At 64.9% G+C, this 23,865-nt stretch carries 22 protein-coding genes; 8 read left to right on the top strand and 14 right to left on the bottom strand.

Annotated elements, in window-relative coordinates:
• Window positions 1-116: 116 nt before the first annotated feature.
• The 3 genes from CRO48_RS00775 to CRO48_RS00765 all read right to left on the bottom strand — a co-directional run bounded on the left by CRO48_RS00775 (window position 117) and on the right by CRO48_RS00765 (window position 2,725).
• Window positions 117-869, bottom strand: coding sequence for a helix-turn-helix transcriptional regulator (locus CRO48_RS00775; RefSeq protein WP_097135475.1), 753 nt, complete (start codon window positions 867-869; stop codon window positions 117-119).
• Between the two features lie 67 nt (window positions 870-936).
• Window positions 937-1,674: a helix-turn-helix transcriptional regulator gene (locus CRO48_RS00770; protein WP_245423373.1), complete on the bottom strand. Its 738-nt coding sequence runs from the start codon at window positions 1,672-1,674 to the stop codon at window positions 937-939.
• 253 nt (window positions 1,675-1,927) lie between these two features.
• The gene (locus CRO48_RS00765) at window positions 1,928-2,725 is read right to left on the bottom strand and encodes an IclR family transcriptional regulator (protein WP_097135473.1); all 798 of its coding nucleotides are present in this window, start codon (window positions 2,723-2,725) and stop codon (window positions 1,928-1,930) included.
• 114 nt (window positions 2,726-2,839) lie between these two features.
• Here CRO48_RS00765 and CRO48_RS00760 point away from each other — a divergent pair, with 114 nt between their 5' ends.
• The 5 genes from CRO48_RS00760 (at window position 2,840) to CRO48_RS00740 (ending at window position 6,914) form a co-directional block, all read left to right on the top strand.
• Window positions 2,840-3,610 carry an SDR family NAD(P)-dependent oxidoreductase gene (locus CRO48_RS00760; RefSeq protein WP_097135470.1) on the top strand — a complete coding sequence of 257 codons (771 nt, stop codon included), beginning with the start codon at window positions 2,840-2,842 and terminating at the stop codon, window positions 3,608-3,610.
• Window positions 3,610-4,524, top strand: a complete 915-nt coding sequence (locus CRO48_RS00755) for a 2-dehydro-3-deoxygalactonokinase (RefSeq protein WP_097135469.1) — start codon at window positions 3,610-3,612, stop codon at window positions 4,522-4,524. The genes CRO48_RS00760 and CRO48_RS00755 overlap by 1 nt, the downstream gene beginning before the upstream one ends.
• Before the next feature lie 34 nt (window positions 4,525-4,558).
• Window positions 4,559-5,197, top strand: a complete 639-nt coding sequence (locus tag CRO48_RS00750) for a 2-dehydro-3-deoxy-6-phosphogalactonate aldolase (protein ID WP_097135467.1) — start codon at window positions 4,559-4,561, stop codon at window positions 5,195-5,197.
• Window positions 5,194-6,078, top strand: coding sequence for an SMP-30/gluconolactonase/LRE family protein (locus tag CRO48_RS00745; protein ID WP_097135465.1), 885 nt, complete (start codon window positions 5,194-5,196; stop codon window positions 6,076-6,078). The genes CRO48_RS00750 and CRO48_RS00745 overlap by 4 nt, the downstream gene beginning before the upstream one ends.
• A 206-nt stretch (window positions 6,079-6,284) precedes the next feature.
• Window positions 6,285-6,914, top strand: coding sequence for a PRC-barrel domain-containing protein (locus tag CRO48_RS00740; RefSeq protein WP_097135462.1), 630 nt, complete (start codon window positions 6,285-6,287; stop codon window positions 6,912-6,914).
• A 72-nt stretch (window positions 6,915-6,986) separates the two neighbouring features.
• Here the strand turns inward: CRO48_RS00740 and CRO48_RS00735 are convergent, their stop codons facing one another.
• Window positions 6,987-9,035, bottom strand: a complete 2,049-nt coding sequence (locus CRO48_RS00735; RefSeq protein WP_097135460.1) for an NADH:flavin oxidoreductase — start codon at window positions 9,033-9,035, stop codon at window positions 6,987-6,989.
• A gap of 27 nt (window positions 9,036-9,062) precedes the next feature.
• On the bottom strand, window positions 9,063-10,613 hold the full coding sequence (locus CRO48_RS00730) for a trimethylamine methyltransferase family protein (RefSeq protein ID WP_097136046.1): 1,551 nt from the start codon (window positions 10,611-10,613) through the stop codon (window positions 9,063-9,065).
• An 88-nt stretch (window positions 10,614-10,701) separates the two neighbouring features.
• Between CRO48_RS00730 and CRO48_RS00725 the strand changes: the two genes are divergently transcribed.
• Window positions 10,702-11,649: a LysR substrate-binding domain-containing protein gene (locus CRO48_RS00725; protein ID WP_097135458.1), complete on the top strand. Its 948-nt coding sequence runs from the start codon at window positions 10,702-10,704 to the stop codon at window positions 11,647-11,649.
• Here CRO48_RS00725 and CRO48_RS00720 read toward each other — a convergent pair.
• The 3 genes from CRO48_RS00720 to CRO48_RS00710 all read right to left on the bottom strand — a co-directional run bounded on the left by CRO48_RS00720 (window position 11,636) and on the right by CRO48_RS00710 (window position 15,298).
• Window positions 11,636-11,971, bottom strand: coding sequence for a PilZ domain-containing protein (locus CRO48_RS00720; RefSeq protein ID WP_245423372.1), 336 nt, complete (start codon window positions 11,969-11,971; stop codon window positions 11,636-11,638). The two genes, CRO48_RS00725 and CRO48_RS00720, sit on opposite strands and share 14 nt — an antisense overlap.
• Window positions 11,972-12,081: 110 nt before the next feature.
• A complete protein-coding gene (locus CRO48_RS00715) occupies window positions 12,082-13,440 on the bottom strand; it encodes a putative bifunctional diguanylate cyclase/phosphodiesterase (protein WP_097135456.1) in 1,359 nt (452 codons plus the stop codon).
• A gap of 127 nt (window positions 13,441-13,567) precedes the next feature.
• A complete protein-coding gene (locus tag CRO48_RS00710; protein ID WP_097135455.1) occupies window positions 13,568-15,298 on the bottom strand; it encodes a response regulator in 1,731 nt (576 codons plus the stop codon).
• Between the two features lie 288 nt (window positions 15,299-15,586).
• Between CRO48_RS00710 and mutL the strand changes: the two genes are divergently transcribed.
• Both mutL and CRO48_RS00700 read left to right on the top strand, forming a co-directional pair.
• Complete coding sequence (gene mutL, locus CRO48_RS00705) at window positions 15,587-17,422, top strand: DNA mismatch repair endonuclease MutL (protein WP_097135453.1); 1,836 nt, start codon at window positions 15,587-15,589, stop codon at window positions 17,420-17,422.
• A gap of 157 nt (window positions 17,423-17,579) precedes the next feature.
• Window positions 17,580-17,798 (top strand): DUF2093 domain-containing protein, encoded by a 219-nt coding sequence (locus CRO48_RS00700; protein WP_097135451.1) that lies wholly within the window; start codon window positions 17,580-17,582, stop codon window positions 17,796-17,798.
• Between the two features lie 70 nt (window positions 17,799-17,868).
• Here the strand turns inward: CRO48_RS00700 and lpxK are convergent, their stop codons facing one another.
• From lpxK to CRO48_RS00670, 6 genes are all read right to left on the bottom strand, one after another.
• The gene (lpxK, locus tag CRO48_RS00695) at window positions 17,869-18,909 is read right to left on the bottom strand and encodes a tetraacyldisaccharide 4'-kinase (RefSeq protein WP_097135449.1); all 1,041 of its coding nucleotides are present in this window, start codon (window positions 18,907-18,909) and stop codon (window positions 17,869-17,871) included.
• Between the two features lie 119 nt (window positions 18,910-19,028).
• A complete protein-coding gene (locus tag CRO48_RS00690; RefSeq protein ID WP_097136041.1) occupies window positions 19,029-19,766 on the bottom strand; it encodes an HAD family hydrolase in 738 nt (245 codons plus the stop codon).
• Window positions 19,767-19,780: 14 nt separating this feature from the next.
• Window positions 19,781-21,091, bottom strand: coding sequence for a lipid IV(A) 3-deoxy-D-manno-octulosonic acid transferase (waaA, locus tag CRO48_RS00685; RefSeq protein ID WP_097135446.1), 1,311 nt, complete (start codon window positions 21,089-21,091; stop codon window positions 19,781-19,783).
• A gap of 102 nt (window positions 21,092-21,193) precedes the next feature.
• Window positions 21,194-21,430: a DUF4170 domain-containing protein gene (locus CRO48_RS00680; protein ID WP_097135444.1), complete on the bottom strand. Its 237-nt coding sequence runs from the start codon at window positions 21,428-21,430 to the stop codon at window positions 21,194-21,196.
• A gap of 58 nt (window positions 21,431-21,488) precedes the next feature.
• Window positions 21,489-22,307, bottom strand: a complete 819-nt coding sequence (locus tag CRO48_RS00675; RefSeq protein ID WP_097135442.1) for a 3'(2'),5'-bisphosphate nucleotidase CysQ — start codon at window positions 22,305-22,307, stop codon at window positions 21,489-21,491.
• Window positions 22,308-22,438: 131 nt separating this feature from the next.
• On the bottom strand, window positions 22,439-23,785 hold the full coding sequence (locus CRO48_RS00670; RefSeq protein ID WP_097135440.1) for a TldD/PmbA family protein: 1,347 nt from the start codon (window positions 23,783-23,785) through the stop codon (window positions 22,439-22,441).
• Window positions 23,786-23,865: the final 80 nt, after the last annotated feature.

Below are 23,865 nucleotides of genomic sequence, written 5' to 3'. Positions count from 1 at the left end.
CCTGAATGAATTGGCGCGTTGATAGCGCATTCATCGCGCGAGCGGAACGCCTTTCGGTCAGAAGCCTGGCCTCTCGGCAAAGATGTCGTGACGGTTCAACCCGCGATGATGGCGGGTCAGGTGATCAGGCCGCGCCGCATCGCCTTGACGACCGCCTGCGTGCGATTGACCGCCTCCAGCTTGCGGGTCACCTGGTTCAGGTAGTGATTGACGGTATGTTCGGAAAGGCCGAGGATCTCGGCAATCTCGAGGCTCGTCTTGCCCGCCGCGGTCCAGCTGAGGCATTCCACCTCTCGGTCGGTGAGGCTGACCTGCCCCGTCTTCCACGCCGCGCCAATCTCCGCCAGGCGGTTGAAGACCTGGATCGAGATCATCTGCAGCAGCATGCGGCTCTCGAAGCTGATCGACGGCTCCTCGCCGCACCAGACGACGACGCCCCGGTTACCGAGCGCATCGTGGACCGGAAAGAAATGCCCCGTCAGCACACCATGATGCCGCATCATTTCGGCAAGCTCAGCGATCGGCTTTTCCTTTTGCGCGGTATCCTCGACCCATTTCGCCAGTTCGTAGGAGAAGGACACGGTCGTGGTGCGCAGCTTGCGGATGCTCGGACTGCGACGGACCATGTTGAACGCGTCGTACTTGGCAATGAGTTCGGCGGGCCAGTTGCTGACGATGGAGTGCGGCGAGAGCTTGTCCGCCTCAAATCCCGGCAGCGAGAACGCAATGAAGTATTTGAGCGAGAACTGTTCGCCTGTCCGGCGAAGAAAGCGGACGATATCGAACTGCGTCTCCAGCGCGGCAATTTCAGCGCTCACATCCCGCTGCCCGCCCCGTCCCGTCTCGTCCAGCGTCATCTCGCCCCGCATTCATGCGCTCCGTTCTTGCGCAGGCTGTCCTGCATTTCATTTCCCGTCCCGTGCGCCGCCTGCATCGTCATTGCAGGATGCCGGCACGCATCGCCTTGGCGACCGCCTGCACGCGATTGACGGCATCGAGCTTGCGCGTCGCCCGGTTGAGGTAGTGGTTCACGGTATACTCGGACAGCCCGAGGATGCCGGATATCTCCACGCTGGTCTTGCCGGCCGATACCCAGGACAGGCATTCGATTTCGCGCTGGGAAAGCGCGATCGGCCGGCGTCCATCGAGCCTGCAATCGAGAACCGTGGTGAAAGCGAGGTTGGCAATGGCGTTCAGTTCGGCCATTTCCAGATGTGTCAAGGCCGGGCGCTCTCCCCCGAACGCCAGCGCGCCCCGCTGCCCGAGCGGATTATGGGCCGGGAAATAGGCACCACGCGGCAGGCCGAATCGTCCGAAGAGAGAATTGGCGACCTGGGATTTCCCGTCCAGACGGACCGAGTTGATCGCGACCGCGTCGTAGCAGAACGGGATCGTGCTGATACGCAGGCGCCCGATGACGGGGCTGCCGTGGACGAGCCCCTCCCGGTCGTAGCCTTCCAGCATCTCGACGGGCCAGTTCGTCATCAGCACGAACGGCGCGATTTCGGTCGAGGCGGATGGGGGAAGGTTGATGAGCAGATAGCCGATGAGACCATAGTCGGCGGTCAGATCGCGCAGCAGCATCGCCACATCGTCCTCGCGCTCCACCTCGGCAAACCGCCGCGCCCAGCGCGGAGGCGTCTTTGGTGCGATCGCGAGAAACTGTTCACTCATTCCGTTTCTTTCCGAAGCGAACGACGGCGCGCGCAGTCCATGCACGGCAGAAGCAACTGACACCCTGAACCTATTTTCCGAGACTATGCTCCACGGGACGCCACTCGCACAACTCTACAAGACCGAAGCACCCAGAAATGTTCACTTGAATCGGAAGCTAACGGTGCCCTTCGCCTCCGTCCAGCGTCATTTTCTAATTTACGGTAAAATGGTTGCACGGAACAATCCTGGCGGGTGTATCGAATTGCAACGATCAGGTGCCGCCGGGTCCGAGCCGCGCTGCCAGCTCGTCGGTGACGGACTGCGCGGCACGCCGCACCTGCGGGGCCCAGTCCGCCAGTGCGCTGCCGACGCGGTAGGCAGGCCCCGTCACCGATATGCCGCCGACAAGGGAATGCCCGGCATCGACGATCGGTGCGGCGACGCAGCAAATCCCCGCCTCGTGCTCCTCGCGGTCGAAGGCATGGCCGGCACTGCGGATCGCCGCAAGCTCCGCCTCGAGGGCGTCCCTGTCGGTGATCGTCTGAGGAGTGAAGCGCCGCAGCTCCGCGCCATCGAGCAGCGGTCCGAGCATGTCGGCCGGCAGTGCCGCAAGTGCCGCCTTGCCGATCCCGGTGCAATAGGCCGGCGAGGCGCGACCGATCTGCGAGGCCATGCGAACGGCTTGGCGGCTTTCGACCTTGTCGAGATAGATGATCTCGGCACCCTTCAGAATGCCCAGATGGACGGTCTCCCCCGTCAGTTCATGCAGGGCCTGGAGATGGGGAGCGGCGAAACGGCGCAGGTCACTGCGCATCCAGGTCCGGGATGCCAGCTTGAGCAGGCGCAGGCCCGGCTCATAGCAGTGGTCGGCGTTGAGCTCCAGCAACCCCTCCTCGACCAGATGGCTGAGCTGCCGGTGGAGCGTGCCGCGAGGCTGTCCCGCGCGCCCGAAGATATCGGTGAAGCGCATCGGCCGTTCGGCCATCGCAACGAGCTCCAGCACCGCGACTGCCTTGCCGAGCGTGCCGGTGTTCGAGTTGGAGGCCCCGATGCCGTCCCGTTCCTCCATCGCCTCCGCCGCTCCTTTGCTTGACAAGACCATGCGCCTGCCGATAATTCCACATAATCAAATTATGTTCCACATATTGGAAAAAATGGCAACACAAGCCGATGGGAGGGCTTCATGTCCGTGAGCGTTGCGTCCTATCCGGACCTGAGGGATCGGGGTGTTCTGATTTCCGGCGGCGGGTCGGGAATCGGCGCGGCACTGGTCGAGGCCTTTTCCCATCAGGGAGCGCGCGTCGTCTTCGTCGACATCGCAGACGGGCCGAGCGATGCGCTCGTGCAGCGGCTGTCCGAAGGGGTGGCGCACAAGCCCATCTACCTCAAGGCCGACGTGCGCGACATCGAGGCCTACCAGGCGACGATCGCCCTTGCAATCAAGGCGATCGGGCCGATCCGCGTGCTGGTCAACAATGCCGCGCGCGACGACCGGCACGACCTTTCGGGGGTGACGCCCGACTACTGGGACGAAAGCCAGGCGGTCAACTTGCGCCATCATTTCTTCGCAGTCCAGTCGGTGGCGCAGTCGATGCGCGACGCCGGCGGCGGCTCGATCATCAATTTCTCCTCGATCGCCTTCAAGCTGAACATGGGAGAATTTCCGGCCTATGCCACCGCCAAGGCCGGCATCGTCGGCATGACGAAGTCGCTCGCCGGCAGGCTCGGCCCCGACAATATCCGCGTCAACGCGGTCCTGCCCGGCATGGTACTGACCGAGCGTCAGACCAGCCTCTGGCTCGACGAGACGGCGATAGAGGCGATGACAGCGAAGCAGTGCCTGAAGCGGGCGCTGATGCCCGAAGACATCGTCGGACCCTGCCTTTTCCTGGCGTCGGACGCATCGCGCGGCATGACGGCACAATCCATGATCATCGACGGAGGAGTTCTCTGATGGCAAGGCCAGCCTATGTCGCTATCGACTGGGGCACGACAAGTTTCCGGCTCTGGCTTGTCGGCGACGACGGCAGCGTCCTTGGGGAGCGGCGCAGCGGCGAAGGCATGACCACGGCTGCAACGACTGGCTTTGCAAGCGTGCTTGCAAGCCACCTCGAGGCCGTTTCCGCCCCTTCCGGCCTGCCGGTCATCGTCTGCGGCATGGCCGGCGCCAAGCAGGGCTGGGTCGAGGCCGGCTATCTCGACGTTCCGAGCCCGCTCTCCGCGATCCCCTCGGCCGCCGTCAAGGTGCCGGATGCGACTGCCGACATCCGCATCCTTCCGGGTCTCGCCAGACGCGATGCGGCCCATCCCGACGTCATGCGCGGAGAGGAAACGCAGCTTCTGGGCGCCGTCGACGGCCTTACGGGCAAGGCGCTGGTCTGCATGCCGGGCACGCACAGCAAATGGGTGGAGGTCGCGGACGGCTCCGTCACGCGCTTTTCGACCTACATGACCGGCGAACTGTTCCACGCGATCGGCAGGCATACGATCCTCAGCCATTCCATCGCCGATGCGCAAGCTTTCGACGGGACGAACGCCGCCTTCCGTCAAGCGGTGACCGACGCCATCCGCAATCCTGCGCTTGCGACCAATCTGCTCTTCGGGGTGCGCTCCGGGATGCTGTTGCACGGCATTGCGGCGACCGATGCGAAGGCGCGCCTGTCCGGCATCCTGATCGGACTGGAGATCGCCGGCGCTCTGGACGAGGCGCCCCCCGGCACACCCGTCACGCTCGTTGCGTCGGGCGCACTCGGCGCGCTTTATGAAAGCGCACTGGATACCGCCGGCGTCGAACCCGTCGTCATCGATGCCGATACCGCTGTGCGTGCCGGCCTCGCCGTCGCCGCCCGGACCATCTGGCCCGGCTGAAGATCTCACATATGCCCCAACAGAAGGCAGCCCCATGACCCGCATCCCCTTTCCCAAGATGAAATATCCGCTGATCGCGATCCTGCGCGGCCTGAAGCCCGCCGAGACCGAGGGCGTCGTCGGCGCCCTGATCGAGGAAGGCTTCACCGCGATCGAGATCCCGCTGAACTCCCCCGACCCGTTCCGCTCGATCGAGATCGCCGCGAAGATGGCGCCGGCCGGCTGCCTGATCGGTGCGGGAACGGTGCTTTCGACGGAGCAGGTGAACGCGCTCGAAGCCGCTGGAGGCCGTCTGATGGTCAGCCCCAACGTCGAGCCGGACGTCATCTCGCTTGCAGCGGCGAAGGGCATGGTGACGATGCCGGGCGTCTTCACGCCGACCGAGGCGCTGGCCGCCGCGCGCGCCGGCGCCACCGGGCTCAAGTTCTTCCCGGCTAGCGTGCTCGGTCCGTCGGGCATCCAGGCGATCCGCGCCGTCCTGCCGCCGGAACTCATCATCGCCGCCGTCGGCGGCGTGTCGGAGACCAACTTCGCCGACTATGCGAAGATCGGCGTCAACAGCTTCGGCCTCGGATCCAGCCTCTACAAGCCGGGCATGACAGCCGCCGACGTCGCCGCCCGCGCCCGCATCACCCTCGAAGCCTATGACAGGGTCTACAGGGGTGCCGCATGAGCGAAGCGCAGCCTTTCAACGGCAGCTTTCTCTGCCGGGTCAACAGCGAGCTGGGCGAAGGACCGAGCTACGATCCTGCGACCGATACCGCGTGGTGGTTCGACATCAAGGGCCGGAAGCTGCACGAACTGCATCTCGGCTCGGCGACAAAGCGCGTGCACGACCTGCCCTTCATGGGCAGCGTCTTCGCCGTCATCGATCCCGACCGCCAGTTGATCGTATCGGACGAGGGCCTGTTCGTGCGGGATGTGGCCAGCGGAAGGCTGCAGCTTCTGTGCGTGCTTGAAGACAACCCGGCGAACCGCTCCAACGACGGCCGCATCCACCAGAGCGGTTCGCTGTGGATCGGCACGATGGGGCGTTCGGCTGAGAAGGGCGCGGGCGCGATCTATCATGTGGCCGGCACGACCGTGACCCGCCTCTTTGCCAATGTGAGCATCCCAAACGGCATCTGCTTTTCTCCCGACGGGGCGACGGCCTACTTCGCCGACAGCGACGTCAACCACCTCATGCGCGTTGCCGTCGATCCGGCGACCGGGCTTCCGACCGGCGAGCCGGTGATTCTCTGCGACGAGACGAATGCGCCCGGCGGCATCGACGGATCGGTCTGCGATGCGGACGGGCTGATCTGGAACGCACGCTGGGGAGCAGGCGCCGTGGAGGTCTATCGTGCGGACGGCAGGAAGGTTGCCCGCTACGCCGTCCCGATGACGCAGCCGAGCTGCCCCGCCTTCATCGGCGCCAGGGCCGAACGCCTGCTGGTCACCTCCGCCCATCAGGATCTCGACGATGCCGCGCGTGCCGCCGATCCGCATGCGGGACGAACGCTGGATCTCGGCATCACCGTCAGGGGCCGGTTCGAACCGGCGTTCCGCCTGTAGTATCGACTTGAATACAAAGCCACATTGCAGCCCCGGATTGTCGTCCGGGGCTGTTTTTGTTCGAAAATCACCTCTCCTGCCGCGTGATTTTTTTTGCGGAACCATTCCGGATTGCACGAGTTCTTTAAGCATCAGCCGGTGCGGACGGACAGCCAGAAACAGGATCCGCCGCTCCTTTACGCAAAGCAAAGAAAGGCAGGTTCGACATGACCAACAAGCTTCTCAATTCCGTAGCCGCTGGTGCCATTTTCCTCGGCGCCGCCATTGCTCCCGCAGCCTATGCGCAGGAAACGACGCAGCCGCAGACCGCTCCGTCGATGACCGACCCCGCAGCGCCGGCAACGGGCGCGGACCAGATGAAGCCGATGGACGGCATGGATAATGCCCAGACCACCACCCCGTCCACCGACCCGGCCGTGAATACCGCAGCAACGACTGACACCTATCTGACCGAGCAGGCAACCGACCAGATCAGCGCCAACACCTATATCGGCCAGTCGGTCTACAATTCCGCCGATGAAAGCATCGGCACGATCAACGACCTGATCATGGAGAAAGATGGCGGCGTTGCCGCAGCCGTGATCGGTGTTGGCGGCTTCCTCGGCATCGGCGAAAAGTGGGTTGCCGTTCCGTTCAATAACATCGCGGTCAGCCGGACCCCGGACAGCGACGACGTCAAGCTGACCACGACCGAGACCTCGGAAAGCCTGCAGGCCGCACCGGAATTCAAGACGCTGTCGCAGAAGGTCGCCGAAAGCGAGAAGGTCGACACCTCGACGACTTCGTCGACCACGGCCCCGGCAGCCCCCGCTCCGGCAACGGAACCCGCCAACTAAGCGGTTGATCGGAGCCGAAGTGGCCCGGTGGCGCGAAAGCGCTGCCGGGCTTTTCTCATCCAAGCCTGTTGGTCAGAAGAGGACACCGTAGCGCAGGGCGTCGTAGATCCCGGCGTGAATATTCCGGCTGTGAACGGCATCGCCGATGCGCAGCAGATCGAAGGTCCCCTCCGAATTGCGCGTTTCGATCGGGTTTTCCCTGCGGATCAGCGCCTTGTAGTCCACCGCGCCCAAGTTGCGCGAAAGCGGCTTCAACTCCAGATACAGATCGGCCATCGGCATCGTGCCGTGCTCGACCACCACCTGGGCAACGCGCCGCTCCGTGCGGGCGGTATCGGAGTAGTCGGAGCCGAGCGTGGCGACGAGCGCGTTGCCGTCGCGGCGGACGGACTTCAGGCGGGTGTTGATCGTCACACGCACATTCTTCTCGGCGAAGGCCTTGGCATAGGGAACGTGGTTCATGCCGCCGATCTCCGGCGCGAAGTAGCGTTCCGGCGAAACGACTTCGAGCTCGACGCCGGCATTGGCGATCAGTTCGGCCGCCGTCATGCCGGAGTGCGAGCCGGCATCGTCGAACAGAAGCACCGGCCCGTCCGGCTTGACCGCCCCGGCGATGATGTCCCAGCTGGAAACCACCAGCTCGTCGCCGGCCTCCAGTTCCGGATTCTGGGCGATGCCGCCGGTCGCGACGACGACCAGATCGGGATTGCGCGACAGGACCTCGTCGCCATCGGCAAAGACGTTATAGTGCACCGGCACGCCCAGGCGTTCCAGCTCTGAAAGCCGCCAGTCGACGATGCCGATCATCTCCTTGCGTCGCGGATTGCGGGCGGCAAGCAGGATCTGCCCGCCGGCCTGGCCCGTCGCCTCCAGCACCTCGACGACGTGGCCGCGTTCGGCCAGCACGCGCGCCGCCTCCAGACCCGCCGGGCCTGCGCCGACCACGATGGCCTTGCGGACCGGCCCCGTGGTCCTGGAAATGACGTGCGGGACGATCGCCTCGCGGCCCGTCGCCGCATTGTGAATACAGAGCGCGCCACCGCCTTCGTAGATGCGATCCAGGCAGTAGGTGGCACCGACGCAGGGCCTGATCTGCGCTTCGCGGCCCTGCTCGATCTTCCGGACGATGTGCGGATCGGCGATGTGGGCGCGGGTCATGCCGACCATGTCGAGCTTGCCTTCGGCGATCGCGTGGCGGGCGGTGGCGACGTCGGCAATGCGCGCGGCGTGGAAGACCGGAAACTTGGTGGCGGCACGCACCTCGCCTGCAAAATCGAGATGGGGCGACGCGGCCATGCCCTGAATGGGGATCACGTTGTTCAGGTGGGCATCATGATCGATATGCCCCCTGATGATGTTGAGGAAATCGACCTTGCCGGAGGCGACCAGCTGTTGCGCGATCTCGATCCCGTCTTCCTTCGAAAGCCCGATATCCCAGGCCTCGTCAGCGACCATGCGGATGCCGACGATAAAATCGGGACCGACCGCCTTGCGCACGGCGTCGACGACCATGTTCGAGAAGCGGGTGCGGTTTTCAAGCGAACCGCCATACTCGTCCTCGCGCCGGTTGGTGGCCGGCGACCAGAAGCTGTCGAGGAGGTGGCCATAGGCCTCGATCTCGATGCCGTCGAGGCCGGCAGCCTGCATGCGCTGGGCGGCTGCGGCATAGTCGCCGACGATGCGCTCGATGTCCCACTCCTCGATTTCCTTCGGGAAGGCGCGGTGGGCGGGCTCGCGCAGGGGGGAGGCGGAAAGAACCGGCAGCCAGTCACCCTTGTTCCAGCTGGTGCGCCGGCCGAGATGAGTCAACTGAATCATCACGGCCGTGCCATGCTCGTGACAGTCGTCGGCGATCTTCTTCATCCAGGGCACGATCTCGTCGGAATAGGCGTAGAGATTGCCGAAAGCGGGCGGAGAATCCTGCGACACCAGCGCCGACCCCGCCGTCATCGTCAGCGCGATCCCGCCCTTCGCCTTTTCCACATGGTAGAGCCGATAGCGGTCCTTCGGCATTCCGTCTTCCGAATAGGCCGGCTCATGCGCGGTCGACATGATGCGGTTTCTCAGCGTCAGGTGCCTCAACTGGTAAGGCTGCAGCAGCGGGTCTTTCGAATGCGTCATTTTCCTGTTGTCCTTCAGGACCGTTGATCAATACCACGCGTCGGCCATGGCGGCCTTCTTGCGGGTGACATAGTCGCAGAGCGCCTCGTCGACCGCCTCGTCCAGCGGCGGCGCTTCGTATTCGGCCAGCGTCTTTTTCCAGGCGGCGTTGGCCCGCGTCGCCATGTCGGTGGATCCTCCCTCCTCGCTCCATTTTTCGAACGGCTCGTTGTCCGACAGGGCCGAATCCCAAAACGCGGTCTGGTAGTTGCGCATCGTATGATCGCAGCCGAGGAAATGGCTTCCCGGGCCGACCTGCAGGAACGCGTCCATCGCCAGTGTGTTGTCGTCCACCGTGACGCCGGCGAGATAGGAATGCAACGCCCCGCACAGGTCCGCATCCATCACGAACTTCTCGTAGGACATCGACAGGAGACCATCGAGGAAGCCGGCCGAATGCAGGATGAAATTGGCGCCGCAGTGGACGGCCGAGAGCATCGACATCAGCCCTTCCTGCATCGCCTGCCCGTCCGGCAGCTTGGAATTGGAGAAGTTGCCGGCGCAGCGCAGCGGCAGGTTCAGCCGGCGGGCGAGCTGGCCGACGACCATGGAACCGATCGCCGGCTCGGGCGTGCCGAAAGTGGGCGAGCCGGACCTGAGCGACATCGACGACAGGAAGTTGCCGAAGATCACCGGGGCGCCCTTGCGCTCCAGCTGCGTCAGCGCACAGCCCGCGAGCGTCTCCGCATAGGATTGCGCGATCGCGCCGGCATTGGTCACCGGCCCCATGGCGCCGCCGAGAATGAAGGGCACGATCACCGCCGCCTGGTTGGCGCGCGCATAGGCGCGGAGCGACTTCGTCATGGTCCCGTCCCAGACCAGCGGCGAATTGACGTTGACGTTGCCGAGGATGACGCAATTCCGGTCGACGAAATCGGCGCCGAAGAGAATGCGCGCCATGTCGATGGAATCCTCGGCCCGTTCCTCGGCCGTGATCGACCCCATGAAGGCGCGGTCGGAGTATTTGATATGGCTATAGACCATGTCGAGGTGTCGCTTGTTCACCGGCACGTCGACCGGCTCGCAGATGGTGCCGCCGGAGTGGTGCAGCCACGGGCTCGACTGGGCGAGCTTGATGAAGTTCTGGAAGTCCTCCAGCGTGCCGTAGCGTCGCCCCTTGTCCAGGTCCATGACGAAGGGGGAACCATAGGCCGGCGAAAAGACGACGTTCCTGCCGCCGATCCGCACGTTGCGTTCGGGGTTACGCGCATGCTGGGTGAACTCGGCCGGCGCCGTCGACACGATCTCGCGCAGCATGCCCGGCTCGAAGCGGACCAGCACGCCCTCGACCTTCGCGCCGGCGCGTTTCCAGTGCTCCAGCGCCTGTGGATCGTCGCGGAACTCGATGCCGACTTCCGCCAGGATGCGGTCGGCGACCCGCTCGATCTTGACGAGGTTTTCTTCCGACAGCACGTCATAGGTCGGAATGTTGCGCAGGATGTAGGGAATGCCCGTAACCTTCGCCGCTCCATCGCGGCGCGCCGGCCGGCCGGCCCGGGAGCGCCGTGTCGCATTTTCCACCGGAGCCGTCGCCACCATGTCTTCCTCCATAATTTCAGATGAGGCTAAAGGGGAAGAATGCCAGTGTAACGCTGGAAAAAACTTGGGGCTGATATAAGGTAGGTTTATGGAAACGCTACGCCGGCTGTTGCCTTCGGCCGCCAGCCTGATCGTCTTCGAGGCGGCCGGGCGACATCAGAACTTTACCCGGGCCGCAAAGGAACTCGGCATGACCCAGGCCGCCGTCTCCTATGCCATCAGGGGGCTGGAGGAGCAGCTGGGCGTGCCGCTCTTCCACCGGGTGCATCGCGCCGTCGTTCTGACCGATGCCGGCGAGCGCTTTCACACGGAGGTTTGCGTCGGCCTGTCGCGCATCCAGAAGTCGGCCGAGGACATCCGCGCGAAAGGGCGCGAGGTGAATGTCACGCTGGCCGCCTCCACCGCCTTTGCCTCGATGTGGATGCTGCCACGGCTGGCAAAGCTTCGCGAAGACCTGCCGGAGATCGACCTGCGCATCCAGACGAGCGTGCGCGACCTTGATCTCGAGGAGGAGACGATCCCGCTCGGCATCCGCGGCGGCGATCCGGCCGCCTGGCCCCGCTACCATGCAGCACTGCTCGCACCGGAAGTGATCAATGCGGTCGCCAGTACCGCTTTCATCGAGGCGCATGGCATGCCGGCGACGCCGCAGGAGCTCCTGCGCCGCCCGCTGATCCATCTGGAGGAGCCTGTGCGGCAGGCCTGCGACTGGCCCGAATGGTTCGCAAGCGCGGGCCTGCGCTATCCGCCGCAGTCGCGGCGGCTTGCGATCAACGACTATGTTCTGGTGATCCAGGCCGTGCTTGCGGGCGAAGGCATCGCGCTCGGATGGCAACACCTGATCTCGCGGCAGATCGAATCCGGCGCGCTGGTGCCGGTCGGCGGACATGTGCTGGAAACCGGGCTTGCCTTCTACGTCGTGTGGCCCCGGTCGCGGGAGCTGAACAGCCAGGCGCGGCGCGTCCGCGACTGGCTGCTGGAGGAAGGCGGCAGGGATCGCTCGCCGATGGAGCGAGAGTTAGTCAGCGGCGCATGACGGGCTTCACTTCTTCATGGAAGAAGCGGAAATACGAGGAGATCTGCGCAAGCGAATTGGTGTTCAGCTTGTACTGCAGGCCGACGCGGCCGTTGTTGTACCAGCGCACTGTTGCCGTCAGGCGGCCGAGCTCCTCGCTCTCGATCGTGACGATCTGGCCGGGAAGAATCTTGATCGGCTTTTCCATGTCCAGCGCCATGCCGGAGGCCGAAAGATCGACCACGCGGGCGCGGCTGGTTTCATGCATCACCTTCACCGTGGCGAAGATGCGAACTTTGGAACGGTCACTGGCACGGACCGGCATGTCCTTGATCTGCAGCATCGTTGTTCCCCGTTTTAAGATCGGATGACGCTACGTTAGCCGCGACTGATTTATTTCCGCCTAAACCGCTTGGTAAACGCGCGGTATAAGCGCCGGCCTGCGCCTTGCGATCAGGCGATCGCCGCCTCGGGCTCGACACGCAAATAGCGCTCGGAGAGGAAGCGCATGGTCGTCACCGCATCCGCCGGCTTGCCGTAGAAGTAGCCCTGCCCCATGCCGCAGCCGAGCGCCTTCAGCTTCAGCGCCTCGGAGAAATCCTCGATGCCTTCCGCCACGACCTCGAGATCGAGGCCGTCGCACATGGCGACGATTGCCTTGATGATGTGCTCGGACACGCGGTCGTCGGAAATGCGAGAGACAAAGGCGCGGTCGATCTTGACCTTGTCGAACGTGAAGTCACGCAGGCGCCCGAGGCTCGACTGGCCCGTGCCGAAATCGTCCAGCGAGATGCGCACGCCCGCACCGCGCAGTTCGGCGATGATCTTCTGCGCCGTTTCGGCATCCGTCATGACGGCTGTTTCGGTGATCTCGAGTTCCAGGCGGCGCGGATCGAGCCCGACGCGGTTGAGGATGGCAAGCGTCGTCAGGCTCGTCTTCGGATCCATCAACTGGGCGGAGGACAGATTGAATGACAGGAACAGTTCCTTCGGCCACGAAAGTGCGGCTTCCGCCGCCTTGCGCAGCAGGGTTTCCGACAGCGCGTCGATGAAGCCGCGCTCCTCGGCCAGCGGCACGAAGACGGCCGGCGAGACATAGCCCAGATCCGCGTCGCACCAGCGCGCCAGCGCCTCGAAGCCGACGATCATGTCGTCCTTCAGCCGGACGATCGGCTGGAAGTGCACGTCGACCTCATTGGCGATGATCGCATTGCGCAACGCCTGCTCCAGGTGCGTTGCGCGCTTCATCTCCTGCGCGATTTCCTGAGAATAGACGGTGATCTGCCCGCGACCCCGCCGCTTCGAGCGATAGAGGGCGGTATCGGCGCTCTTGAGCAGGTCGGCGAATTCCTCGCCGGCAAAGGGATAGATGGCGAAGCCGAACGACGCCGACAGGCGCACGTTGCGATCGCCCAGGTCGAACGGTGCAGAGAGCACCTCGCGCAGCATCTGCCCCATCTTTTCCGCGCCGTTGCGTTCGAAAACGAGCGGGAACAGGAACGCGAACTCGTCGCCTCCGTGACGGGTGACCATCGCGCCGTCGGGTATGCAGGCCTTCAGGCGATAGGCGACCTGGCAAAGGATCTCGTCGCCCGCCTCGGGACCGAAGAGATCGTTGATCGGCTTGAAGCCGTCGAGATTGGCGATCGCGATTGTGAAAGGCGCGGGATCGTCGGCCCGCTCGGCGGCCACCTGGTGGACCTTGTCACGCAACCGGTAGGTGTTGCCGAGACCGGTCAGGGCATCGGTATAAGCCATGGCGTGCAGGTCGCTCTGGGAAACGTCCGCCGCCGAATACTTACCCGATTTCATCTATGCACTTCCTGATACTGTGACAGGCTTCGCAGGATGGGGCAGGACAATTAAGAAACAGATAGCGACGGCCTTGATTCTCAATCGATTCTGCCCCGAAATATCGGGAGTTGACAGTGCCTGTCCCTCAGGCTGCAACCGAACCCGTCCGACCCGTCACGAATTTGCGGTAGATCTCCTCGATCATGTCGGGACTGACCGGCTTGGTGATGTAGTCGTCCATTCCCGCGTCGAGGCATTTCTGCATGTCTGCGTTGAGCGCCTGCGCGGTGACGGCGACGATAGGCGTGTAGGTACCGAGCGCCTTCTCCGCCTCTCGGATCTCGGCTGCGGCGTCGATGCCGCACTTGAGCGGCATGGAAATGTCCATCAGGATGAGGCGCGGCATATGCTTGCGCCAAAGGGCCACCGCCTCCTCCCCGTTTTCGGCGATGCGGTGCGAGACGCCCATGCCTTCCAGGATCTGCGAAAACACGAACTGGTTGATCTGGTTGTCCTCGGCGACCAGTACCTCGATATCGCCCTGCGCTGACGGCGACAGGCCGTCGAAGTCGGTCGCGATGTGCCAGTCGTCGAACAGGGCCGACGGCGGCACGTCGCGCACATGCGGCTCGCTTCCCTCTGACGCCACCACCTGCTGCTCGAAAAGGGCCGCGAAGAAATCGGCACTGATGCTGTCAGTCGCAAGCCGCTGGACGGGCAGGCCGCAGGTGGCGATCTCCTCGTGGCCGTCGAACGCGTCGTCCAGCAGCACGAGATCGATCGGCACATTGCAGGCCGCTGCCGTTTCGACGAAAGCGCGGAATTCGCCAAGCGAGTGCACCGCGCAGCTGTCGGCGCCGCGCGCCTGCAAATCCGCGACCATCAGCCCTTCGGCGCGGCTCTTGCAGGCGACGACGAGAATGCGCTTGCCGGCGAGATCGCCTCCTCCCTCCGCATCGCAATGCCGAAGGAAAACCCGCTTCTCGGCTTCCACGACGGGATCGACGCAATTTTGCGCCGGGATGAAGTGCGTATCCGCGCGGAGGTCGAACCGGGGAGACGTCGCCGATCCCGCCGGCTCGACGAGATCGGTGAGATCGTCCATGACGGTCACGACGAAGTATTTTTCCGGCATCCCGATGCGATACTTGTGCGTGCTGACATAGAGCGGCCTGCCATCGGCGCGGACGATACGTTCCTCGACACGGGTGGGAATGCCCGTCTTCAGCACCTGCAGGTCCAATTGCTCAACCCGGGCGGCGGTCTGCGCATCGGCAAGATCCCAGATCGTCTTGCCGAGGATCGCATCCGCCTCGAGGCTCGGGACGGCGCGGTAGGCCTTGTTCACGGCCACGTAGACAAGGTTCGCATCCTTGATGATCAGCGGGCTCGGGAGGGCTTCGAGAACCTCTTCCGTCAACGCGATCCGATTGGTGTCGGCGCGCCACTGTTCTTCCTGCCGCTTCTGGTCGGAGACATCCCAGAGCGTCGAAATGTTCCAGCCATTGGGCAGGCGCCTCTTGCGAAACTGGATCCAGCGGTCCTTGCCCAGACGCTCGACCATCTCATGATGCTCGCGCCAATGGGCCGATATCCGCTCGGATATCCATTCCTCGCGATTGACCTTGCGGTGGCGCCGCTCGGAGGAGATGCCATAGCGCAGCCCTGCATCGTAAATAGCGCCCAGAATGTCGCGCAGGCGGGTTCCCGGCACGAGCAGTCCGGCGTCGATGGGCAGGAAGCGCAGCACCTGGCGACTGGCGAAAACGAGGCAGTCGTTCCGGTCATAGACGAACGCCCCCAAACCGAGAAGATCGCAAGCCGCATCAAAAATGTCCGGCTGGATCTTTGTGTCGACGGACGCGCCATCGTTCATTTTATTGCAGGCCCCGCCGCCTCACCACCAGTGCACGAACCATGCTGATTCCGGCAGGAGTGCCTTTGGACGAGAAGAGATCAGCGGTCAGCCACGCTGAAACGTCCACCGGGTCGCCCCGGCAAGCTTGCGGTCATACAAGCGGAACACGACGTTGGCAGCTTTTTATTAAAGTCGAATTAAACAATACACGATGTTTGCATCCTGCAGCCAGCGAAGAGGTGGAGAAGCGCCCGGAGGAGCGCGGTCGCCCTTTCCTTGCAGCGGCGAATCCGGGAAAATGCCGGCATGACGATCCATCAACTGTCCGAAACGCTTATCAACCAGATCGCTGCGGGCGAGGTCATCGAACGGCCAGCGAGCGCTGCCAAGGAACTGATCGAGAATGCGATCGACGCCGGCGCCAGTCGGATCGAGATCGCGACGGCCGGCGGTGGCAAGGCGCTGCTGCGGGTGACCGACAACGGCATCGGCATGTCGCCGCATGATCTGGCGCTTGCGGTCAAGCGGCATTGCACCTCCAAGATCAACGACAGCCTGGACGACGTGCGCACGCTCGGCTTCCGCGGCGAGGCCCTTCCCTCCATCGGTTCGGTGGCGCGGCTGACGATCCAGAGCCGCACCAACGACGCGCCGGAAGGCTCGCAGATTTCGGTGCTCGGCGGCCGGGTCGAGCCGGTGCGGCCGACACCGGCCAACCGCGGGACGGTCGTCGAGGTCAGGGACCTGTTCTTCGCGACGCCGGCGCGCCTGAAGTTCATGAAGAGCGAGAAGGCGGAAGCGGCCGCGATCACCGAGGTCGTGCGCCGGATGGCGATCGCGTTTCCCGCGATCCGCTTCGTGCTGTCCGGCCCGGACCGCTCGACGCTGGAACTCGCCGCCACCGGAGACGACAGGCTCGCGCGCATCGCACAGGTGCTGGGCAAGGACTTCCGCGACAACGCGATTGAGATCGATGCGGAGCGCGAGGGCGTGCGGTTGACCGGATTTGCCGGCGTGCCGACCTTCAACCGCGGCAACAGCCTGCAGCAGTTCGCCTTCGTCAACGGCCGGCCCGTGCAGGACAAGCTGATCTGGTCGGCGCTGCGTGGCGCCTATGCCGAGACCATTCCCGGCGGCCGTTATCCCGTCGCCGTGCTGGAAATCGGAATCGACCCCGAACTCGTCGACGTCAACGTGCATCCGGCCAAGTCGGACGTGCGCTTTCGCGATCCCGGCCTCGTTCGCGGCCTGATCGTTGGCGCGATCCGCCAGGCGCTGGCGCGCGATGGCGACCGGGCGGCGACGACGGGGGCTGCAGGACTGATGCGGGCCTTCCGGCCTGAACCGTTCCGGCCTCCGGCCGCGACCGCTGCGGCCGCCGGCTGGAGCGCGGCGGCATCTCCCTATCGGCCACTCGACATGCAGCCGGCAGAGAGCGGGTTTGCCGAGATGCGGCAGGCGGGCTTCGACATCGGGATCGAGCCGTCCGCGCGGGCCGAGCAGATGCCAGCCCTTGACCCCGGACCGGAGCGGGCACCAGCGCAGGCACCGGCAGCGGAGCGCTATCCGCTCGGCGCCGCGCGCGCCCAGCTGCATGCGAACTACATCGTCGCCCAGACCGAGGACGGCCTCGTCATTGTCGACCAGCATGCGGCGCACGAGCGCCTCGTCTTCGAGACGATGCGCAATGCCCTGCATTCGCGGCCGGTCCCGGCGCAGACGCTGCTGATCCCCGAGATCGTCGATCTGCCGGAGGACGACTGTGACCGCCTGATCGCCCAGGCCGACAATCTGGCAAGGCTCGGGCTCGGCATCGAGCGGTTCGGCCCGGGCGCCATCGCGGTGCGCGAGACGCCGGCGATGCTTGGCGAGATGGATGCGGCCGGCCTGGTGCGGCAGCTCGCAGACGAGCTGGCGGAATGGGATACGGCGAGCGGGCTCGCCAGCCGGCTCGAATATCTGGCGGCGACGATGGCCTGCCATGGTTCGGTGCGTTCCGGACGGCGCATGCGGCCGGAAGAGATGAACGCGCTGCTTCGGCAGATGGAGGCGACGCCGGGCTCGGGCCAGTGCAATCATGGCAGGCCGACCTATATCGAACTCAAGCTCGCCGATATCGAGCGGCTGTTCGGACGAAGCTGAAAATGCTGGAAATTGCCCCTGCGTCGCGATATGGCACACGGAGGGTCGCCGCCTCCCCGGCAGTGCTGCGACCGCATGGCCGCCGTGGCGGAAGATGAACGGATCGCGACGCCCCTTTCCAGCCGCCCGGCGCCGTCGCCAACAGGAGACGCGGACGATGAACCGACTTGAAGGAAACGGAAGCCGCGAGGCGAAGATCCGCTACCTGGATGCCGACTTCCAGATCCTGATGCCCGGATCCTACGTGCTCTGTGCCGTCACCGGCGAGCAGATCCCGCTCGACGAGCTGCGCTACTGGAGCGTCGCACGTCAGGAGGCCTATGTGGATGCAGCCGCGTCATTGAAGGCGGAACTGCAGGCCGGCATTCGGGACTGACGCACCACATCTGCGCCGATCCAAGACGCTCGCCTCGAGCCAGAATTCCAAGGCCTCCGACCGCGCTGCGTCAGCCGGTCTTTTTCTCCTGCAGCCTGCGTTTGCGCGCCGACGCAAGTGCCGCGTCGATGATCTTGTCCGGCGCCCTCGGATCGTCGAAGCGGATTTCGACCTCGATCACCCGGCTCCGTTCCCTCAGTTCGGCCGCGCGCCCATGCTCGCCGGCGAGACGGGCGCTGTCCTTCGCCGTCGTCACGATCGTGTAGTCGTGCGCGTCGGCATGGTCGAGGAGTTCCTCCACCTCGTCTTCGCTCAGATGATGATGGTCCGCAAAGCTGCGCGTCGCGTAGAGGGTGGCGCCCGTCCCCTCGACGGTGCGGAAGAATTTTTCGTTGTCGGCAAGCCCGGACCAGGCCATGACGGCCTTGCCGGCAAGGTCGGAGACATCGAGCGTTGCGAGGAGCGCGGTGTTCACCGGCTTGCCGCGCCGGGCGGCCTGCCGGATCAGGGCGTCGGCTGCGTTGCCGTCGCCGATCACCAGCAGCGACGAGGCCTGGTGCATCTGTTCGGCCAGCGGCGCGCGAACGGGGCCGCTCGGAACCAGATAGCCGTTGCCGATGCCGCGACGGGAATCGACCACCAGCAGCGCATAGTCGAAGACGAGACGGGCACTCTGGAAGCCATCGTCCATGATGATCAGGTCGACACCCTCCTCGACCAATCTCCGGGCGCCGCCGATGCGGCGCCGCGAGATCACCGTCAGGGCTTCCTTCGCGAGAAGCAGCGGCTCGTCGCCGACGTCACGGGCACGGTGCCTTGCGGGATCGACCACCGTGATGACATCGAGCGAGCCGCCATAGCCGCGGCTCAGGAAGCCGGGGCGCAGGCCGCGAGCCTTTGCGGCACGGGCGAGCGCAATGGAGGTTGGCGTTTTGCCGGCGCCGCCGACCGTGAAATTGCCGACGCAAATGATCGGAACCGGCACTGCCGCCCGGCGCGCGCGCCGCATCCGGACACCGGCCACCAGGCCGTAGAGCCTCGAGACCGGCCACAGCGCATAGGCGCGCCAGTCCGGCTTCGTCCACCAGAAAGGTGGCGCTTCAGAAACCATGCCGTCCCCCGATCCGATCCGCCTGCCGGCGGCACACCCCTGACGTCAGAGACCCGCATATCCCCATGCAGGTCATGTCGCCGACAAGAATGCCCGGAAATCGAAGCAATGCAATGGCTTCAGGCCGCAGCACGGCGCGGTGCGCCGCCATCGGGCAGCAGGGCTGGCAGTTCGGTGATGTCGTTGAGGCAATAGTCCGACGCCGCCGACAGCGACTGCCGCGAACCGGTTCCGGTCAGCACCGCCACCGTCAGCCCGGCACCGGCGGTCCGCCCCATGTGCAGGTCGTGATTGTTATCGCCGACCACGGCGATCTCGTGCGGATCGAGGCCGGTCGCTGCACAGAAGCCCAGCACCATGCCCGGCTCGGGCTTGACGCCATAGCCGCTGTCGTAGCCGGCGACATAGTCAAGATACTGCTCGAAACCGAAGCGGCGCGCCGTGTGGCGAATGGACTGCTCGTTGTCGCTGGAGGCAACGCCGAGCCGGTATCCCTTGGCATGGAGGCCAGCGAAGAAGCCGGCGAGGTCGGTCACCGCAACGGCCATGGAGGCCGACTGGGCGAAGAGGCCGTCGAAAAGGACGGAGAGCTCGGCTACCGCCATGGGGGAACCCGCGGCCACCATGCCTTCGGCGATCTCGACGGTGTTGCCCGCCGCCAGAAGCGTATCAGGCGCAACGTGGCCGGTGTCCGGATCCATTCCGCCGGCCAAAAGCAGGCGACGCGCCAGTTCCTCGTCGCCCATGGCGGCAATGCGGGCAAGCTCATGGTTCACCGGCACCCAGCTCTTGGCATAGTCGAGCAGCGTTCCGTCCTTGTCGAACAGGATGCCGGATATGGCGTTCGCCTTCGTCATGCAGCCTCCGTCCGTCATGTTTCGCGCGGATGCAGCCGCGCCTTCACCGTCAGGGGATTGAGGTAGGGTTCCAGGCCACGAAGTGTGTCGGCAAGCGCGCCGCGCATCTCGTGTACCGTATCCTGACCGGCCTCGATCATGCGGCGGCGCATGTCATCATGGGCGAGAAGATAGCCGACGCCCTTCGCCAGCATCTCCACGTCGCGGACCATCTTGGCGCCCCCGTTCTTGGCAAGGCGCTGGTAGCTGTCGCGAAAATTCTGGACGTTCGGTCCGGACAGGACCGCGCAACCGAGCATGGCCGGCTCGATCGGGTTCTGCCCGCCCTCGCCAAGCAGCGAGCGCCCTACAAAGGCGATCTCGGTCATGCGCAGGTAAAGTCCCATCTCGCCGATCGTATCCCCCAGGAAGATGTCGGTGTCTGCGGTCAGCAGATCATTGCGTGTCCGGCGCGCGACCTTCAGTCCCTTGGCGACAAGCGCTTCCTCGATCGCGTCACCGCGTTCGGGATGCCGCGGCACGACGATTGTCAGGAGGCCGGTGCGCTCCTTAAGCATCCGGTGGACGGCGCCGGCAGCGATCTCCTCTCCCTCGAAGGTGGAGATCGCGGCCCAGGTCTTGCGGTCACCAAGCTGGCCGAGATATGCGTCCAACGTGGCCGGATCGTAGGGCGGCGCGTCGGTTTCGACCTTGAGGTTTCCGGTGACCAGCACCGGCAGGGCGCCAAGCGTACGGAAGCGTTCGGCGTCGACATCGGACTGGGCGACGACCAGCGAAAATTTCTCGAACAGGGCGTCGGCGATTGCCGGGCGCTTCTTCCAGCGCGCGAACGAGCGGTCGGACATGCGGCCGTTGACAAGCACCTGTGCGATGTGGCGCGCGCCGAGCTCGATGATCGTCATCGGCCAGATCTCGGATTCGGCCATGACCGCAAGGTCCGGCCGCCAGTGATCGAGGAAACGGCTGATCGTCGGCTTCAGGTCGAGGGGAACATATTGGTGGATCACCGTGTCGCCGAGGCGATCGCGGGCAACGCGGGCCGAGGTCACGGTTCCAGTCGTCAGGATCACGTTGATGCCGCGCCGGCGGACCTCCCGGATCAGCGGCGACACCGCGTTGGTCTCGCCGACGCTCGCCGCATGGAACCAGACCAGCGGACCGGCGGGCCGTTCGACGCTGGCATGACCGAAACGTTCTCGCCGACGGCCGCGCTCCTCCTTGCCCTTCGCCGCGCGGATGGCGAGATAGGGGCGCATGACCGGGTAAAGCCCGAATCCGACCCAGCGATAGGCCGAAAGGGCCACGCGCGCCAGAGCACTGCTCATCGGCGCCACCTGGCAGCAACGGTCCGTCTAGACGACTTCATGAAGGTTTCCGGTCATCGGTTTGCCCACGGCGTCTGGCGACGCCGAAAGGCCGAATGGGCTTCAGACGTTTTCCGGGTCGAGCAGCCGGTGCATGTGTACGATGAAGTAACGCATGTGCGCGTTGTCCACGGTCTGCTGCGCCTTGCCCTTCCAGGCCGCAAGCGCGCTGGCGTAGTCCGGGTAGATGCCGACAATGTCGAGCTTGTCGAGGTCACGGAACTGGACGTCCTTGAGGGTCGTCAGCTCGCCGCCGAATACAAGGTGCAGGCGCTGCCTGTCGTCACCGATCTCAGTCATCTTCGTCTCTCAATAGTGATATTTTTCACACAGGGTTTGCGGCATCCGCGATCAAAGGTCAATGCCCGGAAAGGCCGGTCGTGGAGCTTATCAACCTTCCGAGCCAGTCGCTTCCGGCAGCACACAGGATGCCGTGGCGAACGTCCGGCCGATTGTAGATCAACGGCTGGCCGTCCAGCGTCACGAGGCCGCCGCCGGCATTGGCCAGGATGAGGTCCGCCGCCGCCAGGTCCCAGTCGTGGGAGTTGGTCTTGACCAGCGTCCCGTCGATGCGGCCATCGGCGGCCATTGCGAGGCGATAGGCGAGCGAGGCCACATGCGGCATGCGCTCGACATCGCCGAGCGGCGCCCGGTCGAGCCGCGAGAGCATGTCCTCGGCTGCGGCGAGCCTGAAGACCCGCGCGTCCTGCGGGTTTGCAACGCTGATCTCGGCACCGTTCTTCAGCGCCGGACCGCCGGCAAAGGACGCATAGACCTCGCCGAGCGCGGGCGCGACGAGAACGCCGGCCACCGGGCGCCCGCGGTGGACCACCGCCGCGCTGACGCACCAGACATCCTTCCCGGCGATGAACGAGCGGGTACCGTCGATCGGGTCGATGACGAAAAGGGTTTCGCAGGAGAGACGGGCGGGATCGTCGTCGGTTTCCTCCGACAGCCAGCCGTAATTGGGGCGGGCGGCCAGCAGCATCGCCTTCAGCGTGTCGTTTGCGGCGATATCGGCCGCGCTGACGGGCGAACGGCCCTCGTTCTTCCACCAGACATCCGGCTTCCGGCCGAAGAATTCCATCGCCCTGGCGCCGGCCGCATGCGCGGCGCGCTCCAGGAGGCGCAGGTCATCCTCCCAGTACGATTGGTCTCTTTCGGCGGCCACGTCCATCTGTCGTTTCCTTGCAGCGGAGCGAAGTTGCGGGCTCCACGAAATAAGATGACGCTCGAATAGCGCCAATGAAGGCTTATTCAAGACGAAACGCGCGGATTGGCGCCTGTTTACGCCCTGAGGCGGAAAACCTAGCGTCCGGCCAGCGTCATGCCTTCGATCGCAAGCGTGGGGGCCGCGACGCCGAACTTGCGGTCGATGTCGCTCGCCGGCGTAATGCGCATGAACATGTCGACCAGGTTCGAGGCAATCGTGACTTCCGAGACCGGATAGGCAAGCTCGCCGTTCTCGATCCAGAACCCGGTGGCGCCGCGGCTGTATTCGCCCGTCACCATGTTGACGCCCTGGCCGATCAGCTCCGTCACGTAGAAGCCAGTGCCGACGGAGCGGATCAGCTCCTCGGGCGAAATCCCGCCCGGCTCGAGCGCCAGGTTGGTGCTCGCCGGGCTGACGGACGTGCCGCCGCGCACGCCGCGGCCATTGGTGGAAAGGCCGAGCTCGTTTGCCGTCGATGTCGACAGGAACCAGTGGTTCAGCACGCCGTCCTCGATCATGACAAGGCGCTCGCCGGTGATGCCCTCGCCATCGAAGGGGCGCGAGGAGGAGCCGCGCACCACCAGCGGATCGTCGGTAACGGAAAGACCGGTCTTCAGCACCTGCTTGCCCATCTTGTCGCGCAGGAAGCTCGTCTTGCGTGCAACCGACGCGCCGTTGATCGCACCGGCAATATGGCCGGCGATGCCGCGCGCCATCCGCGGATCGAAGACGACGGTGACGTTTTTCGCCGTCGGCGCCTGGCGCGGGTTCAACCGCTTGACCACGCGCTCGCCGGCGGCCCGGCCGATTTCGGCAGGATCACGCAGGTCGGCGAAATAGAGGCGGCTGTCGAAATCGTAGTCGCGCTCCATCTTCGTCCCCTCGCCGGCGATAACGCTGACGGAGCGGCCGAAACGGCTGGCGCTGTAGGAACCGGAAAAGCCGTGCGAGGTGACGAGCACAAGGCCGCCCATTCCGGCCGACGCACCCGCTCCGCTCGAATTCATGACGCCCGGCACGCCGAGGGCTGCGGCTTCCATTGCCAGCGCCGCCTCGGCCAGGCTGTCGGCGCCGACTTCGGTCGGGTCGTACAATTCGAGATCCGGCCAGCTTTTCGCAAGGCGCTCGGGATCGGCCAGCGAGGCATAGGGATCTTCCGGCGAGGCCTTGGCCATGGCGACGGCACGCTCTGCGAGCTGCTGCAGGTCGAAACCGGGATTGGCGGACACGCTTGCCACTCGCCTGCCGACGAAAACGCGAAGCGAGAAATCGTCGCTCTCGGAGGATTCCGTTCCCTCGACCTTGCCGAGCCGGACGGAAACGGAGCTGGAGCGGCCCCGGACGACCACCGCGTCGGCAGCCTCCGCACCCGCCTTTATGGCACGGTCGATCAGTTCGCCGGCGCGGTCCAGAAGGCTTGCAGAATCGATGGTCTCGGACATGATTTGGCCTTTCATTCCTGCCCCATTTATTGTGCAGTGACGGCGGCATCAAGGGCTGGCCAGTGATTCTCGCCTTCCGC

Source organism: Rhizobium subbaraonis (genome assembly GCF_900220975.1).
Classification (GTDB): Bacteria; Pseudomonadota; Alphaproteobacteria; order Rhizobiales; family Rhizobiaceae; genus Mycoplana; species Mycoplana subbaraonis.
This window is presented reverse-complemented; position numbering and strand designations above follow the sequence as displayed.